The following is a 25,681-nucleotide window of genomic DNA, read 5'->3' as shown; positions in this document are numbered from 1 at the left end:
GCGTCGTGAGCGATCCCGAGCGCGCTGTCACGCCGCCTGCCACCATGCGCGCCGTGGTCTACGACACCTACGGGCCGCCCTCGAACCTCCGGATCGAGCAGGTCCCCGTCCCGCGGCCTGCCGCGGGAGAGGTGCTGATACAGCTCGTGGCGACCTCCGTCAACCTGAGCGACTGGGAGACGCTGCACGGCGATCCCTTTTACGCGCGCATCGGGGGGCTCACCAGGCCAGCGCGACACATTCTCGGTTCGGACATTGCAGGAACGGTCGTCGCCATCGGTCCGGGCGCCTCCCGGTTCGCGGTCGGCGACGAGGTCTACGGTGACATCCTCGAACGCAAGGGAGGCTTTGCCGAGTACGCGGTTGCTCCGGAGTCAGCCCTTGCTCGCAAGCCGTCGCAACTGAGCTTTGCCCAAGCTGCGGCGATCCCGCAGTCCGGGGAGATCGCTGTTGCGGCGATGACCAAGGCTCGCCCGGGTTCCCGCCTGCTCGTCAATGGAGCAGGTGGCGGGTCGGGGGCGTTCCTGCTTCAGCTCGCGAAAGCCGCCGGGATGCACGTCACCGGGGTGGACAATGCCGGGAAGCTCGAAATCATGAGGCGAATGGGCGCCGACGAGACCATCGACTACCGTGAGCAGGACTTCACCCGCACCGGGTCCTATGACCTTGTTATCGATCTCGTCGCTTACCGATCGGTGTTCGCCTACCGGCGGGCGCTCGCCCCGGGCGGACGGTGCTTTGTCGTCGGCGGCACGACTCGTGTCCTGATACGGATGCTGACCGTCGGCGCGCTCGTCGGTCTTGTCAGTGGGACTCGGCTGGGCGCGCTCGCCGTACCGACAGGGCCTGCGCGGTTCGAGCCGCTCGCGGCCCGGTGCGCTGCCGGCGAGATCCAGGTGCCGATCGACGCCGAGTACAACCTCGTCCACACGCGGGAAGCGCTCGAGCATCATGGCACCGGTCGCGCGCTTGGCAAGGTGGTGGTCCGGATCCGCGACGACCCGTGATGCATCGGTCGTGCGCGAAGTTGGTCTCTGTGTGATCACAGAGTCGGGCGTCGCGAGTCGTAGGAACCGACCTCGGGGCGCCGTCCGTGGCCGTCGCGAATGACCGAGCGCGCGAGAGCGATCACGCTCGTGATGATCGCCGCGATGAACAGAACAAGGATGATGACGGACACGGTGGCTCCCTTCCGCCTCCATGTCACCCCGTCACGGATGCCGCACCCCACGGCCACCCTGCCGCGCGTGGCCCGGTCGTGCACGCGATCCGCGAAAACACAAGGTCTCGTGGTCGCGCCGCGAGCCAGCATCCGCCGATTGGACCGCTTGCCACCCGCCAAAACGGCCCCCGACGACCTAAGTCATCGGGGGCCGCTATATCGCTGGGGGATCAGCCCTGTGCGGCGAGCGCGAAGCGGACGGTGCCGTCCTGCTCGAGCTGCGCGTCCAGGACGCGATCATTGAGCGCAAGCGACGCTGCGGTGTCGAGGAACACGCGGGCGCCCTCGGTCACGACGACCGTGTCGTCGGGCTCGGGAGCGGGTGCGACGCTGAGCTCGAAGCCGGTCTCGGCGCCAGCATCCCGGATGCGAAGACCGCGGTCAGCTGCCTGCGGCACGCGGGCGACGATCGTCTTGACGGCCTCAGCCGCGGTGTCGGTCATGGTGAGCATTGGTGCTCTCCTTCCGTTGCGGTCTCTGGGTCAGCCACGATTCCGAGAGTTGGCGACACATGCAACCTCACAAGCGCCATACCCAGGGGATTCCCACGTTCGGCCGCTGATCGGCTCGGCCGGGTCGGCGCATCCGCCTAGACTGGATGCTGCCAGCCTCTGTAGCTCAATGGAAGAGCAGTTCCGTCCTAAGGAAACGGTTGGGAGTTCGAGTCTCTCCAGGGGCACTTTCCGTAACGATGACCGTGTGCGAAGGTGGCAGCCATGGATACGGATGCCGTCGGGCGCTGGGTTAAGGAGTATGAGAGAGCCTGGCGTGAGTGCGATGCGCCAGCGGTGCGCGATCTTTTCACCGAGGACGCGCATTACCTCACGTCACCATACGAAAAACCGCTCGTCGGGCACGAAGCGATCGAGGATTTCTGGAACGATCCGCAACCGTTCGAGATGGAGATCCAGTCGGTGACGGTTGATGGCTCTCACGCTGTCGTGCGCGTGCGGGTCACGTATCGCGACCCTGAGCAGGAGTACCTCGACCTCTGGGAGCTCGACTTCACGCCCGACGGGCGAGTCGAGCATTTCGTCGAGTGGGCCTACTGGCCCGGCAAGAGCTTCACCGCGTAGCTTCGACGGCGCACGCGGTCTCGAGCCTGAGGTGAAGCATCCCGTCGACCGACGTGCTGTCACGGATGCTCATCCGCTCGATGGGCAGCTCAGTGCTGTAGCGAATGTCCTGCTGCATCGCACGGTCGGGCAGATAGCCAGCGCGGTCCCAGGCTGCCAGGATGCGGGTCGCCGAGGCGGCATTGTCACCCGTGCGGAACGCCAGGTCAACGGTCAGTCGAGATCCGACCTCGCCGCAGGGAACTGCCGAGACAGGCGTTTGGTGGACTGTAACGGGGACGTCCTCCGGTGTCCGAAGGGGCGGCGTGCTCGCCTCGATCGTGGCGTGAAGCATCCGCGTGATCTCGTCTCGCGCCTGCGTGACAGTCAGGGGATCCGGTGCTGGCGTCGTGCCTCCCGGCGGCAGGATCGCGGCAGTGTTGCCGATCGCGGATGCGGCCATCTCGGTGAGCCTGTCGACATTGTCGTCTCCCCACGCGACGAGCACGAGCGAGCCCGAGAGGAGCACACCGCACACCAGGCCGGCTGCCAACCAGTCAACGGATCGTCTCCACGCGGCGATGGCGATGATGGCGCACACCACGATCAGGGTGACGCTGAGGATCGCTGACGCTGAGCTCCTGGCTGACGCGGCTTCGGCGATCTCTTCCAGCCAACCGGCCGCTGTCACCGGTTTGTCGTAGCCGACGTCGCCGCTGAGCATCACGAACAGAACGGTGGCTCCGCACAGCACGATTGTGCCGACGACGAGAGTAAGGATCGCGAGCGCTTTGATCGCCCGCGTAGCGACGCCCGAGGTGGTGCTCACCCGCTCACTCGCCGCCGCTGACGCCGGCCTCGTCGGGTTCCCACCGCAGGACGTCGCCGGGTTGGCACTCCAGCACGCGGCAAATGGCATCGAGTGTGGAAAAGCGCACGGCCTTGGCTCGACCGTTCTTGAGGACCGACACGTTGACGGGGGTGATGTCGATGGCGGCTGCGAGCTCCGAAACGCTCATCTTCTTCTTCGCGAGTTGGACGTCGAGATCGATCACGATGGCCATCAGACGACCTCAGACAGGTCCTGGCGCAGTTGCGTGGCCTGGCGAAGTAGACCGCGCATAACGACAACCACGAGGGCAAGACCCGCGGCACAGATGAGTGAGATCAGTCCAACGAGCGCCGTGAAAGGCCCACCAGCGCTCGCTGCATCGAGCACAACGAGGCCGGCGACGATCAGCAAGCCGGCGACGACAATACTGCCGATGATGATGTCGACCCACCGAAACGCGGCGTTGTCGAAGATACGGTCCTCCGCAGCGAGCGACAGAAGCGCCCACACGCAGACCAGCACGACCTGACCGCACAGCAGGAGCGCGTCAACCAAGAGGATGCCGGGAAGCTCGAGGGCTGCAAACTCGGGCGCGGCCTGTGCGAAGCTCCTGGCGTTGGCGGGAACGTAAGCCACCTGCACGAACACGATCGCGGCGAACAACACCACGATCAGGGCTTTGGTCGCCACAATCACCACGTTCCGCATCCGCGTTGTCCTATCGTTTATCGGTTGCAATCTATCGAAAAACGATAGTAGCTTAGCTGCTCGACCGAGGTCCACGGAACTCGGTGTGGGAGAAGGCGGGATGCTATGGCTACGAATGCCGAGAGGCTGCGGTCGGCGTACTCGCGCGCAACAGGGCCAGCACTCATCGTCGGCACTGTCGTGGGTGCGGTGCTCGGCCTGCTGGTCGTTCAGATCGTGGGGTCAGCCGCACCGTGGGGTGTTGCACTGACCTTCGGCGTCGCTGGCGTCGTGACGGCCGCGATCGCCGCCGGCCTCAGCTTGGCGGTCTTGGCCGGGATGAACACCTACGTGTCACCGTCGCCCCACGTTCGCGTCGCCGCCGCGACGCTGACCGCATCCGTCGCCACGGCGATGGTGTCGCTGGCGCTGCTGTGGATGCTGTTTCTTCGGGGGGTGCTGTGGATCGCCGCGATCGCGGGGGTCGTCGCGGCGATCGTCGCACTCGGTCTGGCGCTCGCCGCCGAACGGCGGGCTCCGACCCTGCCTCAGCCGGCGCGGCGCGATCACATTCCCAGCGGTATCGCGCTGTGGCCGCTGGGAGCAGCCATGCTCCTTCCCATCGGCGGCGCGAGCTCGATATTCCTGCTCCGAGCCCAGCTGCATGTGCAGTGCGGCATCTACGTCGAGTCTGGCGTTTCTCAGGTCGAGGCGAACGGGTCGTGGGTGTGCGCGGACGGCATCAGCTACCTGATTCCCGGAATCATCCTGATCTGCGGTCCCCTTGTGTTCGCCGTCGTCGGCGCCGTGATCGCACACCTGGTCGTTCGAGACGTTCTGGCTCGGCTCGTGCTCGCTCTTCTCGCCGTGGCGAGCGTCGCGTGGGTGCTCGGATGGACGTGGTACGCCTCGGGTGCGCTTGTGTCGTCAACGCCGCCCGGCATCGACTCGCTCCACTACTGGTATCTCGCCGTGGGACCCGCCGCAGCCGTGGCGGCGGCAGGACTGGTCGTCGGGCTAGTCGCTCTGCTCGCCCGCCTCTCGGGTACCGGGTGGATGTTGGGTCTCGCGATCGGCGCGATGATCTTCGCCAGCCTGTTAAGCCTCGGGGTCTCCGCCGGCACGTTCGTCGCCGCGGGCCTGCTGGGCGCGGCCTACGGTCGCGGGTTGAGGCGCGAGCACCCCTGTGAGCCGCGCCGGAATGTAGCTGGAGCCAGCGACGATGCTGCCAGCCCGCTCAGGGGCGCGTGACCGCCCCCCGGTTCGGTGCCACAGCGCGATACACCTCGAGCGCTGAGTCGCTCGGCACACCCTGGACGCAGACGTGGTCGGCACCGGCATCCAGATGAGCGCGGAGCCCATCGAGAAGGGTCGCGGCGTCTCCATGGACCACGATGCGATCTACCAGGTCGTCGGATCCCGATCCCTGAACGTCATCATCGCTGAACCCGCCTCGCTTCATGGTGTTGGTGTAGTTGTTCAGGCCGAGATACGGCGTGAGGAACGCGCGTGCGGCCTTGCGTGCGGACACCGGGTCGGTATCGAGTACGACGGTTTGCTCCGGCGCGACAAGGACCCCGTTCCCCAGTGTCTCGCGGGCTTCGGCGGTCTGCGCGGGCAGGGTGAGGTAGGGATGCGTCCCCGCACTGCGGGTGCGGGCGAGCTCGAGCATCCGCGGGCCGAGCGCGGAGAGCAGTCGGTCTTCCTGCGGCACGCCCGCCGCATCCAGCACGTCGAGATAGCTGCTCATCGCTTCCAGCGGCCTGGCACGTTCGTGCTGGCGCTCCCGGTGACCTGAGCCGATACCGAGCAGGAGCCGGCCAGGATGCCGCGCGACGATGCGATGGTACGACTCGGCGAGTTCGGTGGCGTCCGACATCCAGATGTTCACGATGCCGGTGGCCAGCACGATCGACTCGGTGGTGTCGAGCAGCCGCTCCGCTTCCACGAGATCGGCAGCGGGAGATCCGCCGAGCCAGATCGTGCCGTACCCGAGCCGCTCGACCTCCACGGCCATCGTTTCTTCGATGTCGGTGCTGCGTCGCCAGACCCCGAATTCACCTAGCCGATCCGTCCACGTCATTCCCCCATCCTCGCAGGCGTGTGGATGTCCAGCCCGGGGCTGCGCGGCACGTCCCTCAGGCATGATCGAACCGTGACCAGTCGATTCGTCGTGCGCACCCGCGCTGCGGTGGCCGCCGACGAGCTTTTCGATGTCTCGCTCGACATCGACGCTCACGTCGCCTCGATGGAGCAATCCGGCGAGCGGGCGATCTCGGGCGTCGTCTCGGGCCGCATCGACCTCGGTCAGGAGGTCACGTGGCGAGCCCGCCACTTCGGCATCTGGTTCACGATGACCTCGCGGATCACGGCGCTCGACCGACCAACGCGGTTCGTCGATGAGCAGGTGCGTGGGCCGTTCCGGTGGTTTCGTCACGAGCATCGCTTCGATGACGTCACCGGCGTGACGACCATGACCGACACGATCGATCTCGCTTCGCCGATTTTCGGCATCCTCGCCGAACGTGCTGTGCTTGTGCCCTACCTGCGGCGACTCATCCGTGTGCGCAACGCACATCTGCTCGACCGGCTCGGCCTGGGCCCGACGACCGATCCCGGTGCTGCCGCCTGGGAGCCGGGCGAGTCTTCGCCGTACCGCGCTGTCGAGAGCGCAACCTACCTCGGTCGAGGCGAGGCGGTGTGGGAGTTCGCGAGCCGCGAGGTGCTCCGCTGGGGCGTGAAGACGCGGAGCGGATTCCGAATCTTTGATGCGCACGAGGTGATCCCCGGGGAGCGGCTGCAGATCACCGCAGCGATCGGTCCCCTGTCGATCCGAGAGCCGGTCGAAGTCCGCAGCGTCATCCGTGAACCCGATCGGGTCGGCTTCTCATATGTGGCTCTGCCGGGTCATCCCGTTCGCGGCGAGGAGGCGTTCATCGTCCACCGCGAGGGTGAGGATGTCTTCCTCAGCATCCGGTCACTCACGGCGCCCGCGAGCCGCGGCGTCTGGCGTTTCGCGTACCCCGTCCTGCGGGTGGCGCAGATGATTGTCCGGAGGCGGTATCAGAGCGCGCTGCGCTGAGCCCGCGCCTACCGACGCAGCGCAGCTCGAACCGCGGAAGCGGGGTCCAGATCGATGCGTCGCAGCAGCTGGGCATTGAGAGCGACGACGACGGTGGACAGCGACATCAGGATCGCACCGACCGACATCGGCAGCACGAAGCCGATCGGGGCCAGGATGCCGGCGGCCAGCGGCACCGAGATGAGGTTGTACCCGCCCGCCCACCACAGGTTCTGCGTCATCTTCCGATACGTCCGGCGCGACAGCTCGATCACCGAGAGTACTGAGCGTGGGTCGGATGTCGCGAGGATCACTCCGGCCGAGGCGATCGCGACATCCGTGCCCGCACCGATCGCGATGCCGACGTCGGCCTGTGCGAGGGCCGGAGCGTCGTTGACGCCGTCGCCGACCATCGCGACCCGTTTGCCCTCCCGCTGAAGTTCACGCACCTTCGCAGCCTTGTCTTCGGGGCGCACGCCGGCGAACACCCGGTCGATGCCGAGGTCGTCGGCAACGGATGCGGCGACGCTCTCGGCATCCCCGGTGATCATGACGACCCTGATGCCCAACCTGTGCAGCGCATCGACGGCCTCGCGGGACTCCGGCCGCACCCGATCGGACAGTGCCAGCCCGCCGATCACCTGCCCGTCGCGCGCGACGTGCAGGATGATGGCTCCCTTGTCGTGCCAGGATGCGGCGGCTTCGACCTCATGGGCGCCCAGCTGCTCCAGCATCCGGGGCCCGCCGACGCGGATCTCGTGTCCGTCGACCGTTGCAGTGACGCCGACGGCGGGGGAGGACGAGAAGTCGGTCGCCTGGGGGACATGGATGCCCCGCTCGGCCGCCGCGCGCACGATGGCCGCTGCCAGCGGGTGCTCGCTCACGTTTTCGGCGGCGGCAGCGAGGGCGAGCACGTCGTTGTCGTGCCACGCGCTCGCGGTCTCAATCGCCGTCACCGCAGGGGCGCCTTCGGTGAGCGTGCCGGTCTTGTCGAACATCACGGTGTCGACGGTACGCATGCTCTCCAGCGCCAGCCGATCCTTCACCAGGACGCCGGCCCGCGCGGCCCGCTCGGTGGCGATCGAGACGACGAGTGGGATCGCGAGGCCCAGCGCGTGTGGGCAGGCGATCACGAGCACGGTGATCGATCTGATCACCGCTGAGTCGGCGTCGCCGATGAGTGTCCAGACCACGGCGGTGATGACCGCAGAGCCGAGCGCGAACCAGAACAGCAGGGCCGCGGCGCGATCGGCGAGCCGCTGTGCGCGGGATGTCGAGTTTTGCGCATCCGCAACAAGGCGCTGGATGCCGGCCAATGCCGTGTCGTCGCCTGTCGCGGTGACCTCGATGCGAAGACCGGAGTCGACGGCCACGGTACCGGCGGTGACGGTGTCGCCGACGCCGCGAGGGACAGGACGGGACTCTCCGGTGACCATCGACTCGTCCATGTCGGCATGGCCATCGATGACCACTCCATCTGCCGGAACGTTCGAGCCGGGTCGCACCACGACGACATCACCCACGCGCAGATCGGCGGGGGAGACGGTGACGATCTGGTCTCCCTCCACGCGTTCTGCTTCGTCGGGCAGGAGCGCGGCGAGTGAGTCGAGTGCTGACGTGGTCTGCGCAAGCGAGCGCATCTCGATCCAGTGGCCGAGCAGCATGATCACGATGAGGAGCGCCAGCTCCCACCAGAACTCGAGGGCATGGTCCAGGATGCCGAGAGTCGCCCCCCAGGAGGCGAAGAAGGCGACCGTGATGGCCAGTCCGATCAGGAGCATCATCCCGGGCGTGCGCGAGCGCAGTTCCGAGATCGCTCCGCTGAGGAACGGCCAGCCGCCCCAGGCGTACATGACGGTACCCAGGACGGGCGCGACGACCAGCGCCCAGTCCGGCACCGCGTAGCCGAGGATCATCGCGAACATGGGTGATGAGGCGACGACCGGAATCGCTATGACGAGGTTGATCCAGAAGAGTCGACGAAACTGCGCGACGTGATCCCCGTGGCCAGTGTGTCCGCTGTGAGCATCGTGCGATCCATGGCTCGCGCGGTTCTCGTGGCTCGCGTGCTGCGCGTGCTCATCGTGCTCGACGCGCCCTGTCGCTGCCGTGTGGTGGTGCTCGTGCGAACCGCTCATGGCCGTCACTCCTTGGGTCGTCGGCGTACTCTCGACCACAACGAGGATACCCCCGGAGGGTATTCCGGCCCAGGAGGGATCACATACCGAAGGCGGCGCGCACTCCCTCGTTTACCACGACGCCACCCCGCACGTTGAGTCCACGCGCGAGTGCCGGGTCAGCCTCGGATGCCGCATCCCAGCCGTGGTCAGCGATCGTCGCGATGTAGGGGAGGGTCGCGTTGCCGAGCGCGCGTGTGGAGGTGTGGGGTGCAGCCCCCGGCATGTTCGCCACGCAGTAGTACAGCGACTGGTGTACGGCAAAAGTGGGGTTGTCGTGGGTCGTCGGGTGTGAGCCTTCGAAGCATCCGCCCTGGTCGATCGCGATGTCCACGAGCACGGAGCCGGGCTTCATGGCGGCGACCATCTCGTCGGTGACGAGCTTGGGGGCTGCGGCTCCGGGAATCAGCACCGAGCCGATGACGAGGTCGGCATCGGCCAGCTGTTCGGCGATCTCATACCGTGTCGAGGCGCGGGTCTCGACGGCGCCGCCGAAGCGCGCTTCGAGGGCGCGGAGCTTGGGCAGCGAGATGTCGATGACAGTGACGTTCGCACCGAGGCCCAGCGCATTCGCGGTCGCGTGCTCTCCAGCGACACCGCCGCCGATCACAACGACCTTTGCCTTGGGGGTGCCGGGCACGCCGCCCAGCAGCATCCCCCGTCCACCCGACGGGCTCATCAGGGCCTGCGCGCCCACGGTGATCGAGAGCCGGCCGGCGACCTCGCTCATGGGGGCGAGAAGAGGGAGTGCCTTGTCGATCGTCTGCACGGTCTCGTAGGCGACGGCTGTTGTGCCGGCGTTCATCAGGGCGTCAGTCAGCGGCCGGTCGGCTGCGAGGTGCAGGTAGGTGAAGAGGGTGAGATCGTCGCGCAGCAGCCCGTACTCGGGGGCGATCGGCTCCTTGACCTTGACGACCATCTCAGCGCCGCCCCAGGTCTCTTCGGCCGTGTCGGCAATCTGCGCGCCGGCGGCGCGATACGCGTCATCCGTGAACGCACTACCCAGGCCCGCGCCACGCTGAACCGTCACGGTGTGACCGCGACGTACCAGGGCGTCGACTGCTGCCGGCGTCATGGCGACGCGGTTCTCGTTGTTCTTGATCTCGGTGGGTACGCCGATCCGCATGATCTTCTCCGTTCTTCCTTGAGCGCGGCCACACAGCTCGCCGTCGAACAGAGAATCGCACGATCTTCTGCTCGGAATGTTTCAGATCGAAGAAATCGAGCCATATAGCGGGGTTCTGGTGACACCACAACGAAGAAAACTTGGTCGACTAGCACTTATGACGAAGAATATTCGACATGAGTACGGAGCTTGACCCGATCGACGAACGCATCGTTGCGCTGCTGTCCGCCGACGGTCGGATGACCAACGCGGCCCTCGCCGATGCGATCGGCCTTGCGCCATCAACCGTGCACACGCGTGTTCGCGCTCTCGTGGACCGCGGTGTCATCACAGGCTTTCACGCTGCCCTCGACCAGGGTGCCCTCGGGCGCGGGCTGCAGGCTGTCATCGGAGTGACACTGCGTCCCGGTGCGCGCCAAGAGAGCATCCGCGCCTTCACACAAGAGGTGCGGCGAATCCCTGAGGTCATCCAGGTCTTCTTTCTCGGCGGTGCTGACGACTTCCTCGTCCACATCGCGGTCGAGGATTCGTCGGCGGTGCGCCGCTTCGTCGTCGATCACCTCTCGGCTCGCCACAGCGTGGCATCCACCCGCACGAGCCTGATCTTCGAATACCACCGCAACGCCGTCGCGGCTGACTTCGACTAGGTCCGCGCGAGTGCGGTGTCGTAAGAAAGCGCCGCGCAATTGGTCCCGCAGCCTTGGAACGACGGATGATGGAACAACGGCGCATCACAGCATCAGTGCGCCGACCCACACCTGGAGGCCCCGTGTCCCGTCCCTTTGGCGCATCCCGCGCCCGCATCCTCGCCGTCGCAGCAGCAGTCGCAGTCTCGGCGCTCGCCCTGGCCGGCTGCTCGAGTTCGAGCGAGCAGGCAGACTCAGCCGACGCGGGCTACGTCACGCCCGGCAAGCTCACCATCGCAACCGGGCAGACCGCCTACGAGCCGTACGTCATTGGCGACGACCCGGCCTCGGGTGAAGGATTCGAGGCCGCTCTCGCCTACGCGATCGCCGACAAGCTCGGTTTTGCCGCCGAGGACGTCGAATGGGTGCGCACGAGCTTCGAGGCAGCGATCGCCCCCGGTCCCAAGGACTTCGACTTCAACATCCAGCAGTACACGATCACCGACGAACGCAAGCAGGCCGTCGATTTCTCGTCGCCCTACTATTCGGCGGCGCAGGCTGTTGTCGCACTGGAGGGTGGGCCGGCAGAGGGTGTCAGCGACCTCGACGGGCTGAAGTCCCTCGTGTTCGGCGCAATGTCTGGCTCGACCAGCGCGCAGACGATCGACGCGGTAGTGCAGCCCGACACGACGACACAGTTGTACTCATCGAACGAGGATGCCGTCGCAGCCCTCAAGGCGGGGCAGATCGACGCGTTCGTGATCGATCTTCCGACGGCGTTCCTTGCCACGTCGCAGTACATCGAGAACTCCTTCATCGTCGGCCAGCTGCCCCTCGGCGGAATCGCCGATGAGTGGGGCGTGGTTCTGGCGAAGGACTCGCCGCTGACGGCATCCGTCTCAGCAGCGATCGACGAACTGCGCGCCGACGGCACGCTGCAGCAGATCACCGACCAGTGGCTGGATGCCGAGCAGGGCGTTCCGATCCTGCAGTGACCACTCCCGCCCCCACCGCGGACGGCCCACCGCCGCCCAGCGCGCTCGAGCTCGACCGCCGCGCCTATCGGCGCCGGCGGTCGCAGCGCTCTGTGCTGCTTGCGGTCGCCTCGACGGTGGTGTTCGCCGCCATCGTCTGGTTGACGGTCATCCGGACGCCCGGATGGGCTGCCGTGCAGGAATCGTTCTTCGACCCGCGGATCGCAATCGAGTCGCTCCCGAAGGTGTGGGACGGGTTCCTGCTGAACCTTCAGGTGCTGGGGCTGTCGGTGATCACGGTGAGTGTGGTCGCGCTGACGGTCGCGGTGCTGCGTACTCTGCGCGGACCGGTGTTCTTTCCGCTGCGGGTGCTCGCGGCCGGCTACACCGACTTGTTTCGCGGGTTCCCGTTCATCATCGTGCTTTACCTCGTCGGGTTCGGCATCCCGACGGTCGTGGGTGAGCGGATCGAGCCCGTGATCCTCGCGGTGCTGGCAGTCACCCTCACCTACTCGGCGTACGTCGCTGAAGTCATCCGTGCCGGCATCGAGGCTGTGCATCCGTCGCAGCGCCTCGCCGCGCGCGCCCTTGGGCTCGGGCACGTGCAGACGCTCCGGCATGTCGTGCTGCCGCAGGCTCTGCGCAAGATGACACCGCCCCTGATGAACGACTTCATCTCGATGCAGAAGGATGTCGGATTGATCTCGATCCTCGGGGCTGTGGATGCCATCGCCGCCGCCCGCTCGGAGGTCTCACTCACCTACAACTTCACGCCGTACGTCGTGGCGGGCATCCTGTTCGTCCTGCTCGCCATCCCGACGATCCGCGTGGCGGATTGGTACACCGCGAAACTGCAGCGCCGCGAGCAGGCGGGATCCGTCCTATGAGCACCGTGCTGCGGGCCGAGGGCCTGTGGAAGAGCTTCGGCGATCAGCCCGTGCTGCGGGGAGTATCACTCGACCTCTCCCGCCACGAGGTCGTCGCAGTGATCGGCTCGAGTGGCTCGGGTAAGTCCACTCTGTTGCGGTGTCTGAACCTGCTCGAGAGCATCGACGACGGGCGCATCTTGCTCGGTGACGACGACATCTCCGATCCGCGCGTGGATGCCGACCGCGTGCGCTCGCGGCTCGGCACCGTCTTTCAGGGGTACAACCTGTTCCCGCACCTGAGCGTGCTCGATAACGTCACCCTCGCGTCGCGGGTTGTGCGACGGGTGCCACGGCGCGATGCCGAGGAACGAGGGAAGGTGCTGCTTGACCGGGTGGGGCTCGCAGCGTTCGCGCACGAGCATCCCGACCGTCTCTCAGGCGGACAGCAGCAGCGTGCGGCGCTGGCCCGCGCTATCGCTACCGACCCCGAGGTGCTGCTACTCGACGAGATCACCTCGGCCCTCGACCCGGAGCTCGTCGGCGAGGTGCTCGGCCTGGTCCGTCAGCTGGCCGAAGACGGTGCGACGATCCTCATGGCTACCCACGAGATGGCCTTCGCCCGCGACGTCGCCCATCGCGTGCTGTTTCTCGATGAGGGCCGTGTGCTCGAAGAGGGCACGCCCGCCCAGGTGTTCGAGGCGCCGCGCGAAGCCCGCACCAGGGAGTTCCTCACGCGCTTCCGAGCGTAGGGGTCGCCAGCCGGGATGTCAGTGGCCGGCGCCGAGCTCTCGGGGCGGAGTCGTTGACCGTCCCTAACTCCGCAGTATCGCCGCTTGTTCGCATCCGTTGTGCCGGATGCTGCGAAGTCCGCGCAATTCTGCGGAGTTAGCGGCGCCGACAGCGGCGACCCCGGCCGTCGGGCGCTTCAGGCGACGTATCCTGAACCGGACCGGGGCGAGAGGAGCGACGGATGACAATCGTCGATGAGGCTGCCCGGATTGAGGCAATCAGCGGTTACGACGTCATCGCTTGCCCGCCCGCGTCGGAGCTTCAGGGGCTCGTACGTCTCGCGGCGATGTTGTGCGGAGTCTCGAAGGCCGTGATCAACATCATCGATGATCGCTTTCAGCACCAGGTCGCCGCGTTCGGTCTCGAACCGGCAGTCTGCGCCCGCGAGGACTCGATGTGCGCCGCCGTTCTCGCGGATCGAGCCCCCATCGTGGTTACGGATGCCCGGCGGGATCCTCGATTCCGAGCGCACCCGTTCGTCGTGGGCGAGATCGCGAGCGTGCGCTTCTACGCGTCGAGCCCGCTCGTGACACCTGACGGTGCGATCATCGGGACGCTCTGTGTCTTCGACGAGACCGTCCGCGACCTCGATCCCGAGGCCCAGCGCGCCCTCGAGATCCTCGCCGGGCAGGTCATCGAGGTCCTCGAACTCCGGCGCGCGACGCGAGAGCTCACTGCGTCCAACGAGATGCTCACCCAGTTCGCGGGGCAGATCAGCCACGATCTTCGCAATCCGCTGACCGCGTTGGTCGGATACCTGGAGCTGGCATCCGACAGCCCCGACATCGATTTGGCGCCGCAGGCCGCCCGATCTCTCGCGCACGCCGAGTCGGCGGCTGACCGGATGGCCGCCATGATCGCTGATTTGCTGGAGTACGCACGGCGCGGATCTGCTGCACCTCATCCTCAAGCGGTGAAGCTTGATGAGCTGACCGCAGACGTCATCGCTGATCTTCGTGTGCCGATCGCCGCGTCGTCGGCGACGATCGCCGTGGATGCCGACATCGAGGTCTGGGCTGATCGCACGCTGCTGGGAGTCGTGATGCAGAATGTGGTCGCGAACGCGGTGAAGTTCGCGGCAGCGGCCGGCTTTCAGCCGCACGTCGAGGTAACGGGAACACGAACGTCAGCCGGTTCACTCATTGCCGTCGACGACAACGGGCCGGGAGTGCCTCGCGAGTTGCGCAGGCGTGTGTTCGATCTGATGGACCGCGGCAACGCGGAGGGGGTCGACGGCCTGGGACTCGGTCTTGCCACCTGCCGCGGCATCCTGCAGGCTCACGGCGGCCGCATCGCCATCGAAGACTCACCACTCGGCGGCGCTCGGGTGCGGATCACCTTGCCGAACCCACCAGACCTGCCCTGAAGTGGCGCCGCAACCTGGGTTGCGCGCAGAAGACTGGAACCGCTCCCATACAATTGTCGGCGGCCTCGCCATGACTCCCGATACTCCTTCCCGCACTGCGCCGCGCCGCGACATCCAGGGCCTGCGCGCGCTTGCCGTCCTGGCGGTGCTCGGCGCGCACGCAGTCGGGTGGCCCGCCGGGGGGTTCGTCGGGGTCGACATCTTCTTCGTGATCTCGGGCTTTCTCATCACCGGGATGCTGCTCTCCGAGATTCGCCGTCGCGGCAGCGTCTCCGTGGGCGGCTTCTACGCGCGCCGTGCACGTCGCATCCTTCCCGCGGCGCTCGTGACCCTGGGTGCGGTCGTCGGCGCTGCGTTTGCGCTGTTCAACACCGTGCGGGCCGATCAGACCCTGTGGGATGCCATCAGCGCAGCGCTGTTCGTCTCGAACTGGCGCTTCGCCGCCCAGGGCACCGACTATTTCCACGCCGCTGATGCCGTCTCACCCCTACAGAACTTCTGGTCGCTGTCGGTGGAAGAGCAGTTCTACCTCGCATGGCCGGGGCTGCTTGTCATCCTCGTGCTGCTCGTGCCCGTTGCGGCACGGCGAGGCGCTGCGGCACGAGTGGTTGTGGGAATCGCTGCGGGAGCGATTGTCGCGGCATCCTTCGCCTGGGCGCTCACGCAGACCGAGGCGCACCCCACCCTCGCCTACTTCTCGACGCTGACGCGGGCGTGGGAACTCGCGGCGGGGGCGCTGCTTGCTGCGGCGGTTCCGGTGCTTACCCGAATACCGCGAGCTCTCGGAATCGTGATGGGATGGCTGGGGCTTGCCGGTGCGGTGACGGCAGTCCTGTTCATCGAACCCACCGCTGCCGGCTTCCCCGCGCCGTGGGCCGCGCTTCCGGTTGTCGCCACCTGCCTCGTGCTTGCCGGTGGCGTCGCCGGAGATCCACGGCAGAGACACCTGTTTCCGCTCAGCAACTCCGTGAGCGTGTTCGTCGGTGACATGTCCTACTCGCTCTACCTGTGGCACTTTCCCGTCATCGTTTTCGCCGCCGTGCTGCTCCCTGAGTCCGATCAGAGAATCTGGATCGTGCTCGGGGCCATCGCCGTGCTGAGCCTTGCCTCGTATTTCATCGTCGAGCAGCCCTTGCGATACGCGCCGTGGCTGGGGGCTCGGATGCCTGCCCCGTCGGATCGGGCGGCATCCGAGCGGGCCGCGCTGCAGCCGGCGGCGGCAAACGGCACGCCGGCGAGCGGTGGCGTGGCCTCGACTCGGCCGGCGGGATGGACACCGGGAACCCGGTACTTCCCTGACAGTCGGCGGCCGATGCCTGCGTCGGCGCTTTCAGTTCCTCCGAACACGCCTGCTGTCTCGGGCGGCCCTGCAGCAATCCCGCCGCAGCAGCTCGTGCGTGGTCCTGCCTCGCCCGCCGACGCCGAGTCGGTGAGCGCACCCGAGGCAGCGCCCGGTCGGCTGTGGCGTGAACGATTCGGGGCACAGATCTTCCTCGCTACGGCGGGTCTGCTCGCCGTCGCGCTGGGAACTGCGACGTGGGTGTACTCGACCTCCGGTGCTGGCCCGCTTATTCAGCCGCCGGCTTTTTCTGCTCCCGCGCCGCCCCAGCCGGCGGCTGACCCGACAGCACAGCTGCAGGCCGAGCTTGCCGCAGCAGTCGCGGCGACGTCATGGCCCGAGCTTCATCCCTCCCTCGACGAGGTCATGGCGCAGTCATCCGGTGCCAACCCGGCGCACGACTGCTTCTCGCCGACCGTGACGCCTGATCCGGCGGCGTGCACGTGGGGGAGCGCTGACGCGCCGACCCACCTCTACCTCGTTGGCGACTCCACGGCGATGGCTTACGCCCCGGCACTCCGGTCGCTGGCCGACAACAGCGGCGGGACGATCTCCGCGACCACGGTGGGGCTGTACGGATGCCGCTTCACCGATGTCCTCGTGCAGAACGACGGCGACGGAATCATGGCGGCATGCTCCGAACGCAAGGACGTCGTTCGGCAGCTGATCGCGGCTGATCAGCCCTCCCTCGTTATCGTGTCGAACGCCTTCACCCTCGGACGCTCGACAGACGGAACGGATCTGTCGGCGCAGGATCTCGTCGCGGCTGCGCAGTCCGAGGCTGCCACCTACGGGATGCCGGGCCGTGTCGTTTACCTGGCGCCGCCGCCGCAGGGAGTGAATCTCGGTGCCTGCTATTCGCCGGTGTCGTCGCCGTCGGCGTGTGCGTCCGCGGTTGACGACACCTGGATCGCGATGTGGGACGCGACGGTTGCTGCAGCGGCGGCATCCGGTGACCACGCCGTCGACGCGCTGCCGTTCAGCTGCTGGGAAGGGATCTGTCCTGCCTTTGCCGGGACGCTACCGACCAAGTACGACCAGACGCACCTGACGGTTCCGTATGCGGAGCACATCGCGCCCTACCTGGCGTGGGTGCTTCAGAGCCAGGGCCTTATCGCCGCAGGATGATCGTCTCGGAAATCATCCGAAGTGCTGATCGAGGGCCGTCATCACGGCATCCGGATAGGCGAGGCCGACGAAATGTCCGGCCTCGGGAAAGCTCACGAGCGTTGCCGAGGGCACCGCTGCCGCCATCCGGGATGCCCAGCTGGGTCGGATGAGCTGGTCTGCATCACCTTGGATCAGCGTGACCGGCATCGTGACATCGGCCAGCGCGAAGCCCCACGGCGCACCGAAGACCCGATACTCATCAACGGCGCCCTCGATCTGCGTCACTGCCTCGAGCATGCAGGCGGTGTACCACTCGGAGCGGGCGCGAATGATCGCCGCATCGGCAGGCCCCAGCGACTTCTCCGAGAGGCGTTCGACCTGCTCGGGTCTGCGGCGCAGCATCCGCCGCATCACATGGAAGTAGCTGCGGGCTGTCGCGGGGAGGCGCCGCGACAGGGTGATGAGCCGCCGGTCCATACGGCCCAGCTCGCGGAGAGTGTCGGCGTCGTCGAGCGGCAGCGCGCCAGCGATCACGACGACGCCCCGGATCCTGTCGGGCTGCGCCACAGCAGCCGCTAACGCGTACTGCCCGCCGGCTGACCAGCCCAGCGCGACGGCATCGGCCGCGCCGACGTCGTCGAGAACGGCGCCGACATCCTCTTGTCCCCACGACAGAATCGACCGCTTCGGGTCGCGATCGCTCATTCCGACCCCGGGACGGTCGGGTGAGACGATCCGGATGCCGCGATCGCGGGCGATGTCGTCGTACGCTGACGAATCCCACCCGCTCACCAGGCCGCCGTGGGCGCTGATGACGGTTCGCGATGAGCTCGTGTCGCCGAATACGCGATAGCCAATCGCACGGCCACCGACGGTGACCACGCGCGATGAGGACGCAGCGGGTTGAGGCTCCATCGCCGGTTCAGTTGGCGGCGTTATAGGCCTCGAGAACGGATGCCGGAACTCGTCCGCGCTCCGAGACGGAGTACCCGTTCTCCTTGGCCCACGCGCGCACGGCGCTGTAGTCCTGCTGGCCCGAACGCCGGCGCTTGCGTCCCGCCGCCGATGCGCTGTGCGACGCCGAGATTCGGCGTCCGGCCGAGACATACGGCGCCAGCGAATCCCGCAACGCTGCGGCATTCGCGTCGGTGAGATCGATCTCGTATGCGACGCCGTCGAGGGAGAACGTCAATGTTTCTCCTTCGCCGATCTCCAGAACGGTTCCGTCGAGATCATCGACGAGTTGATGAACGATTTTGCGTGCCATATGTCGAGTGTATTGCGAATGCATCCCTGAGGCGGGAGATAAAGTCCATCGCGGGGTGAATTCCGTTCTTTCGCGACCGGACCCCGAATTACGGCAGAATTCCCGCGCGTCGTGCCTTTGTCACAGCTGCATGGCGGGTGGAGACATCCAGTTTCGACATCGCCGACTGAAGATAGGACTTGACCGTTCCTTCTCGGAGTCCGAGGGATGCCGCCACTTCCGCATTCGTCGCGCCCAGGGCGACGCTCGCAAGGACATCGACCTCTCGAGGAGAAAGGCGCACGTCCAGAGTGGTGGCTGAACCGTCACCGCTCAATGCGGCAAGTCGGCGCTCGATGGCCTGGAGTCGACGTTTCACCGATTCATCCGAAATCGAGGCGGCAATACTCCGTATTTCGGCGTAGCTCTCTCGCAACTCTTCGCGCGCGGCACTGCCGATATCCGTGGATGCAGGTGTCGCAAAGCTCGATAGACGGCGATCGATTTCGCTTCTCACCCGCAGTTCGGTGGCGAGAGAGTCGGCAACAGAGAATGCTGCGCGCGCCACGACCTCGCCCACGGCGGATTCTGCCCACGAGCCGCAATAAAGAACTCCGCGCGCCTGACCATCGACCATCACGGGAACCGCGAACAGCGTAGAGATTCCCTCGCCGAGAACCGCACGATCATAGTCGTGAGTAATACCCCGTGCGGTGCGATAGTCGATCGCGAGCCGCGCGCGCTTTTCGACGAGCGACCGGCCGCCGAGGCCCCGTTCGGGCTGGACGACGAGTCCGGCAAGCGATCGAGTTCGCGTCCCGGCCGTCGCGGTGACCGGCAGGAGTCCGTCGGTTGTCAGCCCGCCGAAGGCGACAGGGAACTTCGTAACGCGGGGAAGACTGTCGACTGCGCGCGCGAGTAACTCCTGCTCTGTCTCGGATGAGAATCGCAGGGCCACATCGACCGCCTCGTGTCGGGACGACCGCGTCGGTCCAGGACGTCACTGTCGCCGAATTCAGTAGCGATGAGGCTACCACCGGTGTTTCCTCGGTGCGCAGTGCGGGATCCCCGGTCGAACCCGGGGATCCCGCCGGTCGCGCCGGCCTACACGGCGCGACCGGCTTGTTCTCGCTCGAGCACGTGGGATTCGAGGTCGAGGAGGAACCTCTTTGTTTCGGGGTGGCCGCCGTACTCTCCGATCGACCCGTCGGCGCGGATGACGCGGTGAACCGGAACGACGATCGAGAACGGTGTCGTCGCGCATGCCGTGCCGACAGCCCGCGCAGCCCGCGCGCGCCCCGCCATGACAGCGACCTCGCCGTAGCCGGCAGTCTCGCCGAATGGGATTCGCGCCACAGCCTCGAGCGCATCGCGCGTGAAGCCGCGCACGAGTGCCCAGTCGAGTGGCACCTCGAACGCCGTCCGATCGCCAGCGAAGTACTCGTCGAGTTGCGCGGCAAGCTGCAGCGCGGCATCCGTGGTTCCGGGGCTCGGCTCGGCCCGAAGCGCCACCGTCAGGGCCGCGAGCTCATCCCCCGGATTGTCGTAGACGGGGTGGCACGAGATGACTGCGTCGGGCGTGCTGACGATCAGCACGTCTCCGAGGGGAGTGGGGTGCAAGAGGTATCTCGAGGAGACGGCTACGGGAGGCATGTCTCCATCCTGTCCATTGACGCCGGTTCGGATGCCGCCGGGGGTGGCGCGCGGTGGACAGTAGTGCCACATCGGCCCCGGGGGAGGAAGCCCTGACGGATTCGGCGTGTCGCGCAATACCGCAACACTCGTGGTGCGTTACCGGGACGCATCGAGACCGCAACCTAGTCTGACCGTGTGGTGCGAGCAGAAGGTGGCGTCATCCTTGGCGCCGATGGTGCGATGCGTGCGGTGTCTGTGGATCCCGCAGACCTGACCCTCGCTGACACCGACGCGACGATCGTTCACATCGCCGAGGAGGAGCGCGAGAGGTTGCGCGCCCAGGCGGCGGATCTCGGTGGTCGCTCGGCGCTCTTGCATTTCTCCGATACTCCGGATGCCGGAATCGAGATCACCAAGGCGCATCCGGGGAGCCTTCCGCAGTTCATCACGGGACGATCGACGCTGCTGTCGGGCCTGTTCCGCGACGAAGTCGCCCTCGGCACCGCTCGTCGGGCTGCGGAGCGGATCACAACGAAGAACGTCGAGCTGCGGACTGCCCGGGGGATCGATGCCGTGCGCCTGGCTGTCGGGATCGCATCGTGGCGTATCGGGGGACTTGACTGCATAGCTCCCGTCTTGCTGCGTCCGTTGGCCATCCGCCGGCACCACACCGACTTCGAACTGAAGCTGCACGGCAGCTTCCAGGTCAATCCCGAACTCCTGCGCGCGATGCGGATGCACTTCGGCATCGAACTCGACGGTGACGCCCTGTCGGGTCTTGCCTACGATCAGGGCGTCTTCAAGCCGCAGCCGGTGATCGATCACCTGCGTGCGCTCATGGCGCAGATTCCGTCGTTCATGGTCAAGCCGCGCCTCGTCGTCTCGACGTTTGTGGACGTCGGGTCCGCGATGGTACGCGACTCGGCTCAGTTGGATCATCCGGTCCTGAATGCCCTCGCAGGTCACCCCGCCGATCGGGAGGCAGTGACGCTGCGGCGTCCGGTTCCGGTGATGCCCGGGCCCGACGAGCGCGTGCCTTCTGCTGACACACTGCTGCTGGATGCCGACGCCGAGCAGGAAGCCGTGTTGGCGCGGGTTGCTGCCGGTCAATCTCTGGTCGTTCACACGTTGCCGGGTACCGGCGGAACCCAGACCGTCATCAACGCGGTGGGAGCGCTTGTGCGGGAGGGGCGGCGGGTGCTCGTCGTCAGTGCGCGACGCTCGACACTCGACGGGGTCCGACACCGCCTCGCGGGCGTTGGGCTTCCGGGCCTTGCCGTCTCACCGAGCGAACTGCAGCGCGATCTCGTCCGCGCGATCGGCCGCAATGAGAAGGCCGTTGCCCCCAAGGTTTCCGAGATCGATGACGCCCTCGTGCGCCTTCGCACGGTGCTGCGCGACTACCGGTCGTCGCTGGCCGATCGCCACGACGCCCTCGGAACCTCCGTGCTCGACATCCTGCGGGAACTGTCGGCGCTCGCCCAGCGCGAGGAACCCCCGACGACGACCGCACGCCTGGATATCGAGACTCTCGTGCGGCTCGCGAAGGGTCGAGAGGATGCCGCCGCGAAGCTTGCCTCGGCGGCGCGTCTCGGCGAGTTCCGGATCGGCCCATCGGATTCGCCCTGGTACGGCGTGAGCTTTGCCACGACCGAGCAGGCGCGGTCGGCGCACGCTCTGGCGGGCAAGCTCCACCGCATGGACCTTCCGCACCTGCTTGAGCGCGGGTACGTGCTGCTCGGGCAGACGCACATGCGCCCCTTCGAGAGCGTCGGTGAGCTGGGGGAGTACCTCCGTCTGCTGCAGGGCATCCGGGACTCGCTCGACCGCTTCAGCCCGACGGTCTTCGAGCGGCCGATCGGTGACCTCATTCAGGCTCATGCGCCGCGCCGTGACACCTCGACGCTCAGCGGCGCCGACCGCCGTCGGCTTCGGCGCCTCTCTCGCGAGTACGTGCGCCCCGGCGTGCACGTCGGTGACATGTACGAGGCGCTTTCTCGTATCCAGAAGCAGCGTCAGCAGTGGCAGCGCTACGTCGAGGCGAACGTCGTTCCCGACATCCCGCTCGGCCTTGCCGACGTCGCGGTTGCGTGGCAGCGCGTGGATGCCGAACTCAGCGAGCTGGATGCGGTTCTCGGGCGCTCGGGGGCGCAGGCGCTGTCTTCGCTTCCGGTGAAGACACTCGTGCGCACGCTCGCAGGGCTGGCCGCGGAGTCCGAGGTGTTCGAGAACCTCATGGAACGCGCGAGTCTGCGCAGCGAGTTGGCCTCGCTCGGTCTCGAGCCGCTGCTGCTCGACCTCTCAGTGCGGCACGTGCCCGAACAGCAGGTCGCCGGTGAGCTCGAATATGCGTGGTGGCAGTCGGCGCTTGAGCACCTGTTGCGCAGCGACCGGGCGCTTCTCGGTGCCAATACGGCAGTCGTCGACCGACTGGAGCGCGACTTCCGTCTGGTCGATGAAGCTCATGCCGCGGCATCCGGGCAGCTTCTTGCTGCCCAACTGGCAACGCAGTGGCGGGTCGGAATCGTCGATGAACCCCACGAGGCTGCGGCCCTGAAGCAGGCGCTGCGCGAGGGGCGAACCTCACCGCGCACTCTCGTTTCGACAGCGCCGACACTCATGCGCTCGCTCGCGCCGGTCTGGCTCGCTTCGCCCTACGAAGTGCCCGCGATCCCCGACGACCTCGTCTTCGACGTCGTCATCATCTCGGATGCCGCATCGCTGAGCCTTGCCGAGGCTGCCCCCGCGATCCGTCGCGGCCGGCAGATTGTGGCGCTCGGCGATCCTGTGACCCAGAAGCCGACGGCGTTCCGTGTCGCCGCCGGCTCGCCGACTGCCGACGACGAGCCGGAGGTGCCGTTCGACGACGCGAGCGTGTTCGAGCGCCTTGCTGAGATCCTGCCCGTCGAAACACTCACGCGCAGCTATCGGGCCGGGGGCGAGGATCTCGCGGAGCTGGTCAATGGCGCGTTCTACGGCGGCGAGATCGTCTCCCTACCCTGGGCCGGGTCCTACCTCGGGCGCGGAAGCCTCTCGGTGGATTACGTCGAGGGCGGCATCGGTGTGCCCGACCCCGAGTCTGGCGCCGTCGAGAGCCCGGATGCCGAGGTTCAGCGCGTCGTGACTCTCGTGGTCGAGCATGCCGTCAACCGTGGGTCCGAATCACTCATGGTCATCACGGCCAGTGCGAAGCACGCTGCCCGCATCCGTGCCGCTGTCGACCGCGCTTTCGCGGGGCGCTCGGACGTCGCCGACTTCGTCGCGCGCGACTCCGCCGAGCCGTTCTCGGTGCTCACGCTGGAGGAGTCGGTGGCCGAGAGTCGCGACCGCGTCATCTTCTCGCTCGGGTACGGGCTCACCCGACACGGGCGCGTCCTCAGCGACTTCGGTGATCTTTCGACCTCCGACGGTGAGCGGCTGCTGACCGTGGGGATGACGCGCGCTCGCCGCTCGATGGTGATCGTGTCCTGCATCCGTCCCGGTGCCGTTGATGACGGCCGGCTGGCGCACGGGGCGGCATCCCTCATGTCGATCCTCGGCGACGTTGAGCGTCGCGCTCGAGTCTCGCGGCACGAGGATGACGGTGACCCTTTGATGCTCTCGCTCGCGAAGGAGCTGCGCCGCCTGGGGGTTGCCGTCGAGGTGAACTACCGAGGCCTGCTTCCGCTGGTCGCGCACCACCAGGGCAAGGCCGTCGTCGCTGAAAGCGATCCCGAGACCATCGGCGGATCGCTGCGCGAGTCGCTGCGGCTGCGGCCCCAGATTCTGCGGCGCCTCGGCTGGCACTACGTGCGCGTGCACTCGTTCGATCTGTACAGCGACCCCGGCGGCGTCGCACAGCGCATCGCCGGCATCCTCGGCGTAACCGTCGAATCGCCCGTTGCCGAGGGTGACACGCAGCCGATCGATGTCGTCGCCTGACGAGCGTCAGCGCGTCGAGCGCGTTCCCGGATCACGTCGCGCACGTCTGACTCCGGCCCCGGGCACGGATGTCGCCCCCGAAACCCCGGATGCCGACGCCGACGCCAACGCGCCCTCGACCTCGTCTGACACCGGCCCGAACGACGACCGCCTACGAGCCGACGTCCCTCCGCACTACTGACGCTGCGTCAGGGTTTCGGCGGCGCCGCGTCGTTCTGCTTCTGGAGCAGATCGCGGATCTGGATGAGGATCTCGGCTTCGCTCGGCATCGGCTCGGGCTCGGGCGGCAGCTGCTCGCGAGCAGCGGCGCGCTCCTTGAGCTTGTTCATCGGCATGACGAAGACGAAGTAGACGACCACGGCTACCGCGAGGAAGTTGATGACCGCGCCGATGATCGAACCCCAGGCGAAGGTGGTGGTTCCACCCATAAGCGTCGGCACATCCCAGGTGAGTCCGTTGAGGCTTTCCGCCTGAAACACGTAGGCGATCATGGGATTGATCAGACCGGAGACGATCGCGTTGACGATGCCGGTGAAGGCAGCGCCGATGACGACGGCTACCGCGAGGTCGATGACGTTACCGCGGAGGATGAACTCCCGGAATCCCTTGATCATGGTGGTCCCTTCGTTGTGTCGAGCGTCAGCTGGAGGTGGTCGCGGTACTCGTCGAGGCGCTCGACCCTGACGACGAACCTGAACTCGACGATGAGCTCGAGCTGTCCGACTTCGATCCCGAGTCCTTCGAGCCGGATTCCTTCGATCCCGAGCCGCCGGAGTCCTTGCCGCCACTACCCGCCCGTGAGTCGGTGCGGTAGAAGCCGGATCCGTTGAAGGTCACGCCGATCGATCCGTACTCCTTTCGAAGTGATCCGCCGCACTCCGGGCACTCGGTGAGGGAGGCATCCGTAAAGGACTGCACGGCTTCGAATCGGTGGCCGCATTGGCGGCAGGCGTAGGCATAGGTGGGCATCGGTGGTCTTTCGGTGGGTGCGAGGGTTCAGCGGTGAGGATGCAGGTCGACGATACGGGTCGGCGTGACCACGCCGGTGACCGGTTGGTCGTGGACGTCCCGCGGAACAGCGGGCACGAGTTCGTCGTCGAAAATGACGGCGTAGACGGGCGGGCAGCGCTCCATCGAGCCGATCGTCTTATCGAAATAGCCGCGACCCCAGCCGAGCCGCATGCCGGTGGTGTCCACGGCGGCGGCGGGGATGATCATGAGGTCGACGTCGTTCACAGCGATCGGGCCGAGGAGCTCGCCGGTGGGCTCGGGCATCCCGAACAGCCCCTCGACCTCGCTGCCGTCGCGCTCGGCGACCGTCCAGTCGAGGAGCCCGTCGGCGCGGGTGATAGGGAGCAGGACGCGCAAGCCGCGGTCGATGGCGGCATTCACGAACTCTCGCGTGCCCGGCTCGGTTGTCGTCGACAGGAAGCACGAGAGGGATGTTGCGCCCGAGCGCTCCACGAGGGCATCGAGCTGGGAGCGGATGCCTTCGGCGGCGGCTTCCCGGGCGGTTTCGGAGTGCGTCTGCCGACGCTCTCGAAGGTCCGCGCGCATCGCACGCTTGGCATCGGCGATCGCATCAGACATGCGTAGATTCTAAGCTGCTTGCGTGCGCAGACAGGCTCCGGCCCCCGATGTCAAGG

At 66.9% G+C, this 25,681-nt stretch carries 27 protein-coding genes and 1 tRNA gene; 13 read left to right on the top strand and 15 right to left on the bottom strand.

The features are described 5' to 3' along the window. Nucleotides 1–5: 5 nt before the first annotated feature. Complete coding sequence (locus BGO47_RS04805) at nucleotides 6–1,007, top strand: NAD(P)-dependent alcohol dehydrogenase (protein ID WP_292709078.1); 1,002 nt, start codon at nucleotides 6–8, stop codon at nucleotides 1,005–1,007. A gap of 35 nt (nucleotides 1,008–1,042) precedes the next feature. Here the strand turns inward: BGO47_RS04805 and BGO47_RS04800 are convergent, their stop codons facing one another. Both BGO47_RS04800 and BGO47_RS04795 read right to left on the bottom strand, forming a co-directional pair. Beyond that, nucleotides 1,043–1,180, bottom strand: coding sequence for a hypothetical protein (locus tag BGO47_RS04800; protein WP_292709076.1), 138 nt, complete (start codon nucleotides 1,178–1,180; stop codon nucleotides 1,043–1,045). Nucleotides 1,181–1,392: 212 nt separating this feature from the next. Continuing rightward, a complete protein-coding gene (locus BGO47_RS04795; protein WP_292709074.1) occupies nucleotides 1,393–1,674 on the bottom strand; it encodes a Fe-S cluster assembly protein HesB in 282 nt (93 codons plus the stop codon). Between the two features lie 155 nt (nucleotides 1,675–1,829). On the opposite strand from BGO47_RS04795, the gene BGO47_RS04790 reads away from it, so the two are divergent. Next, nucleotides 1,830–1,901 (top strand) — tRNA-Arg (locus BGO47_RS04790). A gap of 37 nt (nucleotides 1,902–1,938) precedes the next feature. Beyond that, nucleotides 1,939–2,298 (top strand): nuclear transport factor 2 family protein, encoded by a 360-nt coding sequence (locus BGO47_RS04785; protein WP_292709072.1) that lies wholly within the window; start codon nucleotides 1,939–1,941, stop codon nucleotides 2,296–2,298. On the opposite strand, the gene BGO47_RS04780 is transcribed toward BGO47_RS04785, so the two are convergent. Genes BGO47_RS04780 through BGO47_RS04770 form a run of 3 tightly spaced genes read right to left on the bottom strand, consistent with a single transcriptional unit; the run spans nucleotide 2,288 to nucleotide 3,799 of the window. Beyond that, nucleotides 2,288–3,106 carry a hypothetical protein gene (locus tag BGO47_RS04780; protein ID WP_292709070.1) on the bottom strand — a complete coding sequence of 273 codons (819 nt, stop codon included), beginning with the start codon at nucleotides 3,104–3,106 and terminating at the stop codon, nucleotides 2,288–2,290. The two genes, BGO47_RS04785 and BGO47_RS04780, sit on opposite strands and share 11 nt — an antisense overlap. Nucleotides 3,107–3,110: 4 nt before the next feature. Then, the gene (locus BGO47_RS04775) at nucleotides 3,111–3,341 is read right to left on the bottom strand and encodes a helix-turn-helix transcriptional regulator (RefSeq protein ID WP_292709068.1); all 231 of its coding nucleotides are present in this window, start codon (nucleotides 3,339–3,341) and stop codon (nucleotides 3,111–3,113) included. After that, the gene (locus BGO47_RS04770) at nucleotides 3,341–3,799 is read right to left on the bottom strand and encodes a DUF2975 domain-containing protein (protein ID WP_292709067.1); all 459 of its coding nucleotides are present in this window, start codon (nucleotides 3,797–3,799) and stop codon (nucleotides 3,341–3,343) included. The genes BGO47_RS04775 and BGO47_RS04770 overlap by 1 nt, the downstream gene beginning before the upstream one ends. A gap of 123 nt (nucleotides 3,800–3,922) precedes the next feature. On the opposite strand from BGO47_RS04770, the gene BGO47_RS04765 reads away from it, so the two are divergent. Beyond that, nucleotides 3,923–5,047, top strand: a complete 1,125-nt coding sequence (locus BGO47_RS04765; protein ID WP_292709065.1) for a hypothetical protein — start codon at nucleotides 3,923–3,925, stop codon at nucleotides 5,045–5,047. Here the strand turns inward: BGO47_RS04765 and BGO47_RS04760 are convergent. Further along, nucleotides 5,034–5,879, bottom strand: coding sequence for an LLM class F420-dependent oxidoreductase (locus tag BGO47_RS04760; RefSeq protein ID WP_292709063.1), 846 nt, complete (start codon nucleotides 5,877–5,879; stop codon nucleotides 5,034–5,036). The two genes, BGO47_RS04765 and BGO47_RS04760, sit on opposite strands and share 14 nt — an antisense overlap. A 72-nt stretch (nucleotides 5,880–5,951) precedes the next feature. Between BGO47_RS04760 and BGO47_RS15105 the strand changes: the two genes are divergently transcribed. Further along, nucleotides 5,952–6,878, top strand: coding sequence for a DUF1990 family protein (locus tag BGO47_RS15105; protein WP_366246872.1), 927 nt, complete (start codon nucleotides 5,952–5,954; stop codon nucleotides 6,876–6,878). Between the two features lie 8 nt (nucleotides 6,879–6,886). Here BGO47_RS15105 and BGO47_RS04745 read toward each other — a convergent pair whose 3' ends face one another. Both BGO47_RS04745 and ald read right to left on the bottom strand, forming a co-directional pair. After that, nucleotides 6,887–8,995 (bottom strand): heavy metal translocating P-type ATPase, encoded by a 2,109-nt coding sequence (locus tag BGO47_RS04745; protein ID WP_292709061.1) that lies wholly within the window; start codon nucleotides 8,993–8,995, stop codon nucleotides 6,887–6,889. A gap of 79 nt (nucleotides 8,996–9,074) precedes the next feature. Then, entirely contained in the window at nucleotides 9,075–10,160 is a 1,086-nt protein-coding gene (gene ald, locus BGO47_RS04740; protein WP_292709059.1) for an alanine dehydrogenase, read from the bottom strand. 176 nt (nucleotides 10,161–10,336) lie between these two features. Between ald and BGO47_RS04735 the strand changes: the two genes are divergently transcribed. The 6 genes from BGO47_RS04735 (at nucleotide 10,337) to BGO47_RS04710 (ending at nucleotide 17,251) form a co-directional block, all read left to right on the top strand. Beyond that, nucleotides 10,337–10,807, top strand: coding sequence for an Lrp/AsnC family transcriptional regulator (locus BGO47_RS04735; RefSeq protein ID WP_292709057.1), 471 nt, complete (start codon nucleotides 10,337–10,339; stop codon nucleotides 10,805–10,807). A gap of 122 nt (nucleotides 10,808–10,929) precedes the next feature. Continuing rightward, nucleotides 10,930–11,781: a transporter substrate-binding domain-containing protein gene (locus BGO47_RS04730; RefSeq protein ID WP_292709055.1), complete on the top strand. Its 852-nt coding sequence runs from the start codon at nucleotides 10,930–10,932 to the stop codon at nucleotides 11,779–11,781. After that, nucleotides 11,778–12,647, top strand: a complete 870-nt coding sequence (locus BGO47_RS04725; RefSeq protein WP_292709054.1) for an amino acid ABC transporter permease — start codon at nucleotides 11,778–11,780, stop codon at nucleotides 12,645–12,647. Before BGO47_RS04730 ends, BGO47_RS04725 begins: the two co-directional genes overlap by 4 nt. Beyond that, on the top strand, nucleotides 12,644–13,378 hold the full coding sequence (locus BGO47_RS04720; protein WP_292709053.1) for an amino acid ABC transporter ATP-binding protein: 735 nt from the start codon (nucleotides 12,644–12,646) through the stop codon (nucleotides 13,376–13,378). Before BGO47_RS04725 ends, BGO47_RS04720 begins: the two co-directional genes overlap by 4 nt. Before the next feature lie 221 nt (nucleotides 13,379–13,599). Then, nucleotides 13,600–14,784, top strand: coding sequence for a GAF domain-containing sensor histidine kinase (locus BGO47_RS04715; RefSeq protein WP_292709052.1), 1,185 nt, complete (start codon nucleotides 13,600–13,602; stop codon nucleotides 14,782–14,784). Between the two features lie 70 nt (nucleotides 14,785–14,854). Then, the gene (locus tag BGO47_RS04710) at nucleotides 14,855–17,251 is read left to right on the top strand and encodes an acyltransferase family protein (protein ID WP_292709050.1); all 2,397 of its coding nucleotides are present in this window, start codon (nucleotides 14,855–14,857) and stop codon (nucleotides 17,249–17,251) included. Nucleotides 17,252–17,263: 12 nt separating this feature from the next. Here the strand turns inward: BGO47_RS04710 and BGO47_RS04705 are convergent, their stop codons facing one another. From BGO47_RS04705 to BGO47_RS04690, 4 genes are all read right to left on the bottom strand, one after another. Then, nucleotides 17,264–18,115 carry an alpha/beta hydrolase gene (locus BGO47_RS04705; RefSeq protein WP_292709048.1) on the bottom strand — a complete coding sequence of 284 codons (852 nt, stop codon included), beginning with the start codon at nucleotides 18,113–18,115 and terminating at the stop codon, nucleotides 17,264–17,266. Nucleotides 18,116–18,155: 40 nt separating this feature from the next. Beyond that, nucleotides 18,156–18,500, bottom strand: coding sequence for an Lsr2 family protein (locus tag BGO47_RS04700; protein ID WP_292709046.1), 345 nt, complete (start codon nucleotides 18,498–18,500; stop codon nucleotides 18,156–18,158). Between the two features lie 88 nt (nucleotides 18,501–18,588). After that, complete coding sequence (locus BGO47_RS15100; protein ID WP_331792189.1) at nucleotides 18,589–19,116, bottom strand: LuxR C-terminal-related transcriptional regulator; 528 nt, start codon at nucleotides 19,114–19,116, stop codon at nucleotides 18,589–18,591. 467 nt (nucleotides 19,117–19,583) lie between these two features. Next, nucleotides 19,584–20,132, bottom strand: a complete 549-nt coding sequence (locus BGO47_RS04690; protein WP_292709043.1) for a methylated-DNA--[protein]-cysteine S-methyltransferase — start codon at nucleotides 20,130–20,132, stop codon at nucleotides 19,584–19,586. A 222-nt stretch (nucleotides 20,133–20,354) separates the two neighbouring features. Here BGO47_RS04690 and BGO47_RS04685 point away from each other — a divergent pair, with 222 nt between their 5' ends. Both BGO47_RS04685 and BGO47_RS04680 read left to right on the top strand, forming a co-directional pair. After that, nucleotides 20,355–24,035, top strand: a complete 3,681-nt coding sequence (locus tag BGO47_RS04685) for an AAA family ATPase (protein WP_292709210.1) — start codon at nucleotides 20,355–20,357, stop codon at nucleotides 24,033–24,035. Then, nucleotides 24,022–24,216 carry a hypothetical protein gene (locus BGO47_RS04680; protein WP_292709041.1) on the top strand — a complete coding sequence of 65 codons (195 nt, stop codon included), beginning with the start codon at nucleotides 24,022–24,024 and terminating at the stop codon, nucleotides 24,214–24,216. Before BGO47_RS04685 ends, BGO47_RS04680 begins: the two co-directional genes overlap by 14 nt. 7 nt (nucleotides 24,217–24,223) lie before the next feature. Here BGO47_RS04680 and mscL read toward each other — a convergent pair whose 3' ends face one another. From mscL to BGO47_RS04665, 3 genes are read right to left on the bottom strand one after another with little or no spacing between them, the layout of a single operon-like run. Beyond that, nucleotides 24,224–24,649, bottom strand: a complete 426-nt coding sequence (gene mscL / locus BGO47_RS04675) for a large conductance mechanosensitive channel protein MscL (RefSeq protein ID WP_292709039.1) — start codon at nucleotides 24,647–24,649, stop codon at nucleotides 24,224–24,226. A 25-nt stretch (nucleotides 24,650–24,674) separates the two neighbouring features. Continuing rightward, nucleotides 24,675–25,004, bottom strand: a complete 330-nt coding sequence (locus BGO47_RS04670) for an FmdB family zinc ribbon protein (RefSeq protein WP_292709037.1) — start codon at nucleotides 25,002–25,004, stop codon at nucleotides 24,675–24,677. Nucleotides 25,005–25,031: 27 nt separating this feature from the next. Further along, on the bottom strand, nucleotides 25,032–25,625 hold the full coding sequence (locus BGO47_RS04665; RefSeq protein ID WP_292709036.1) for a 5-formyltetrahydrofolate cyclo-ligase: 594 nt from the start codon (nucleotides 25,623–25,625) through the stop codon (nucleotides 25,032–25,034). Between the last annotated feature and the right edge of the window lie 56 nt (nucleotides 25,626–25,681).

The organism is Microbacterium sp. 67-17, assembly GCF_001898325.1.
GTDB classification, from domain to species: Bacteria; Actinomycetota; Actinomycetes; order Actinomycetales; family Microbacteriaceae; genus Microbacterium; species Microbacterium schleiferi.
The sequence above is the reverse complement of the archived record's forward strand: the minus strand, read 5'-3'. Positions and strand labels throughout refer to the sequence as shown.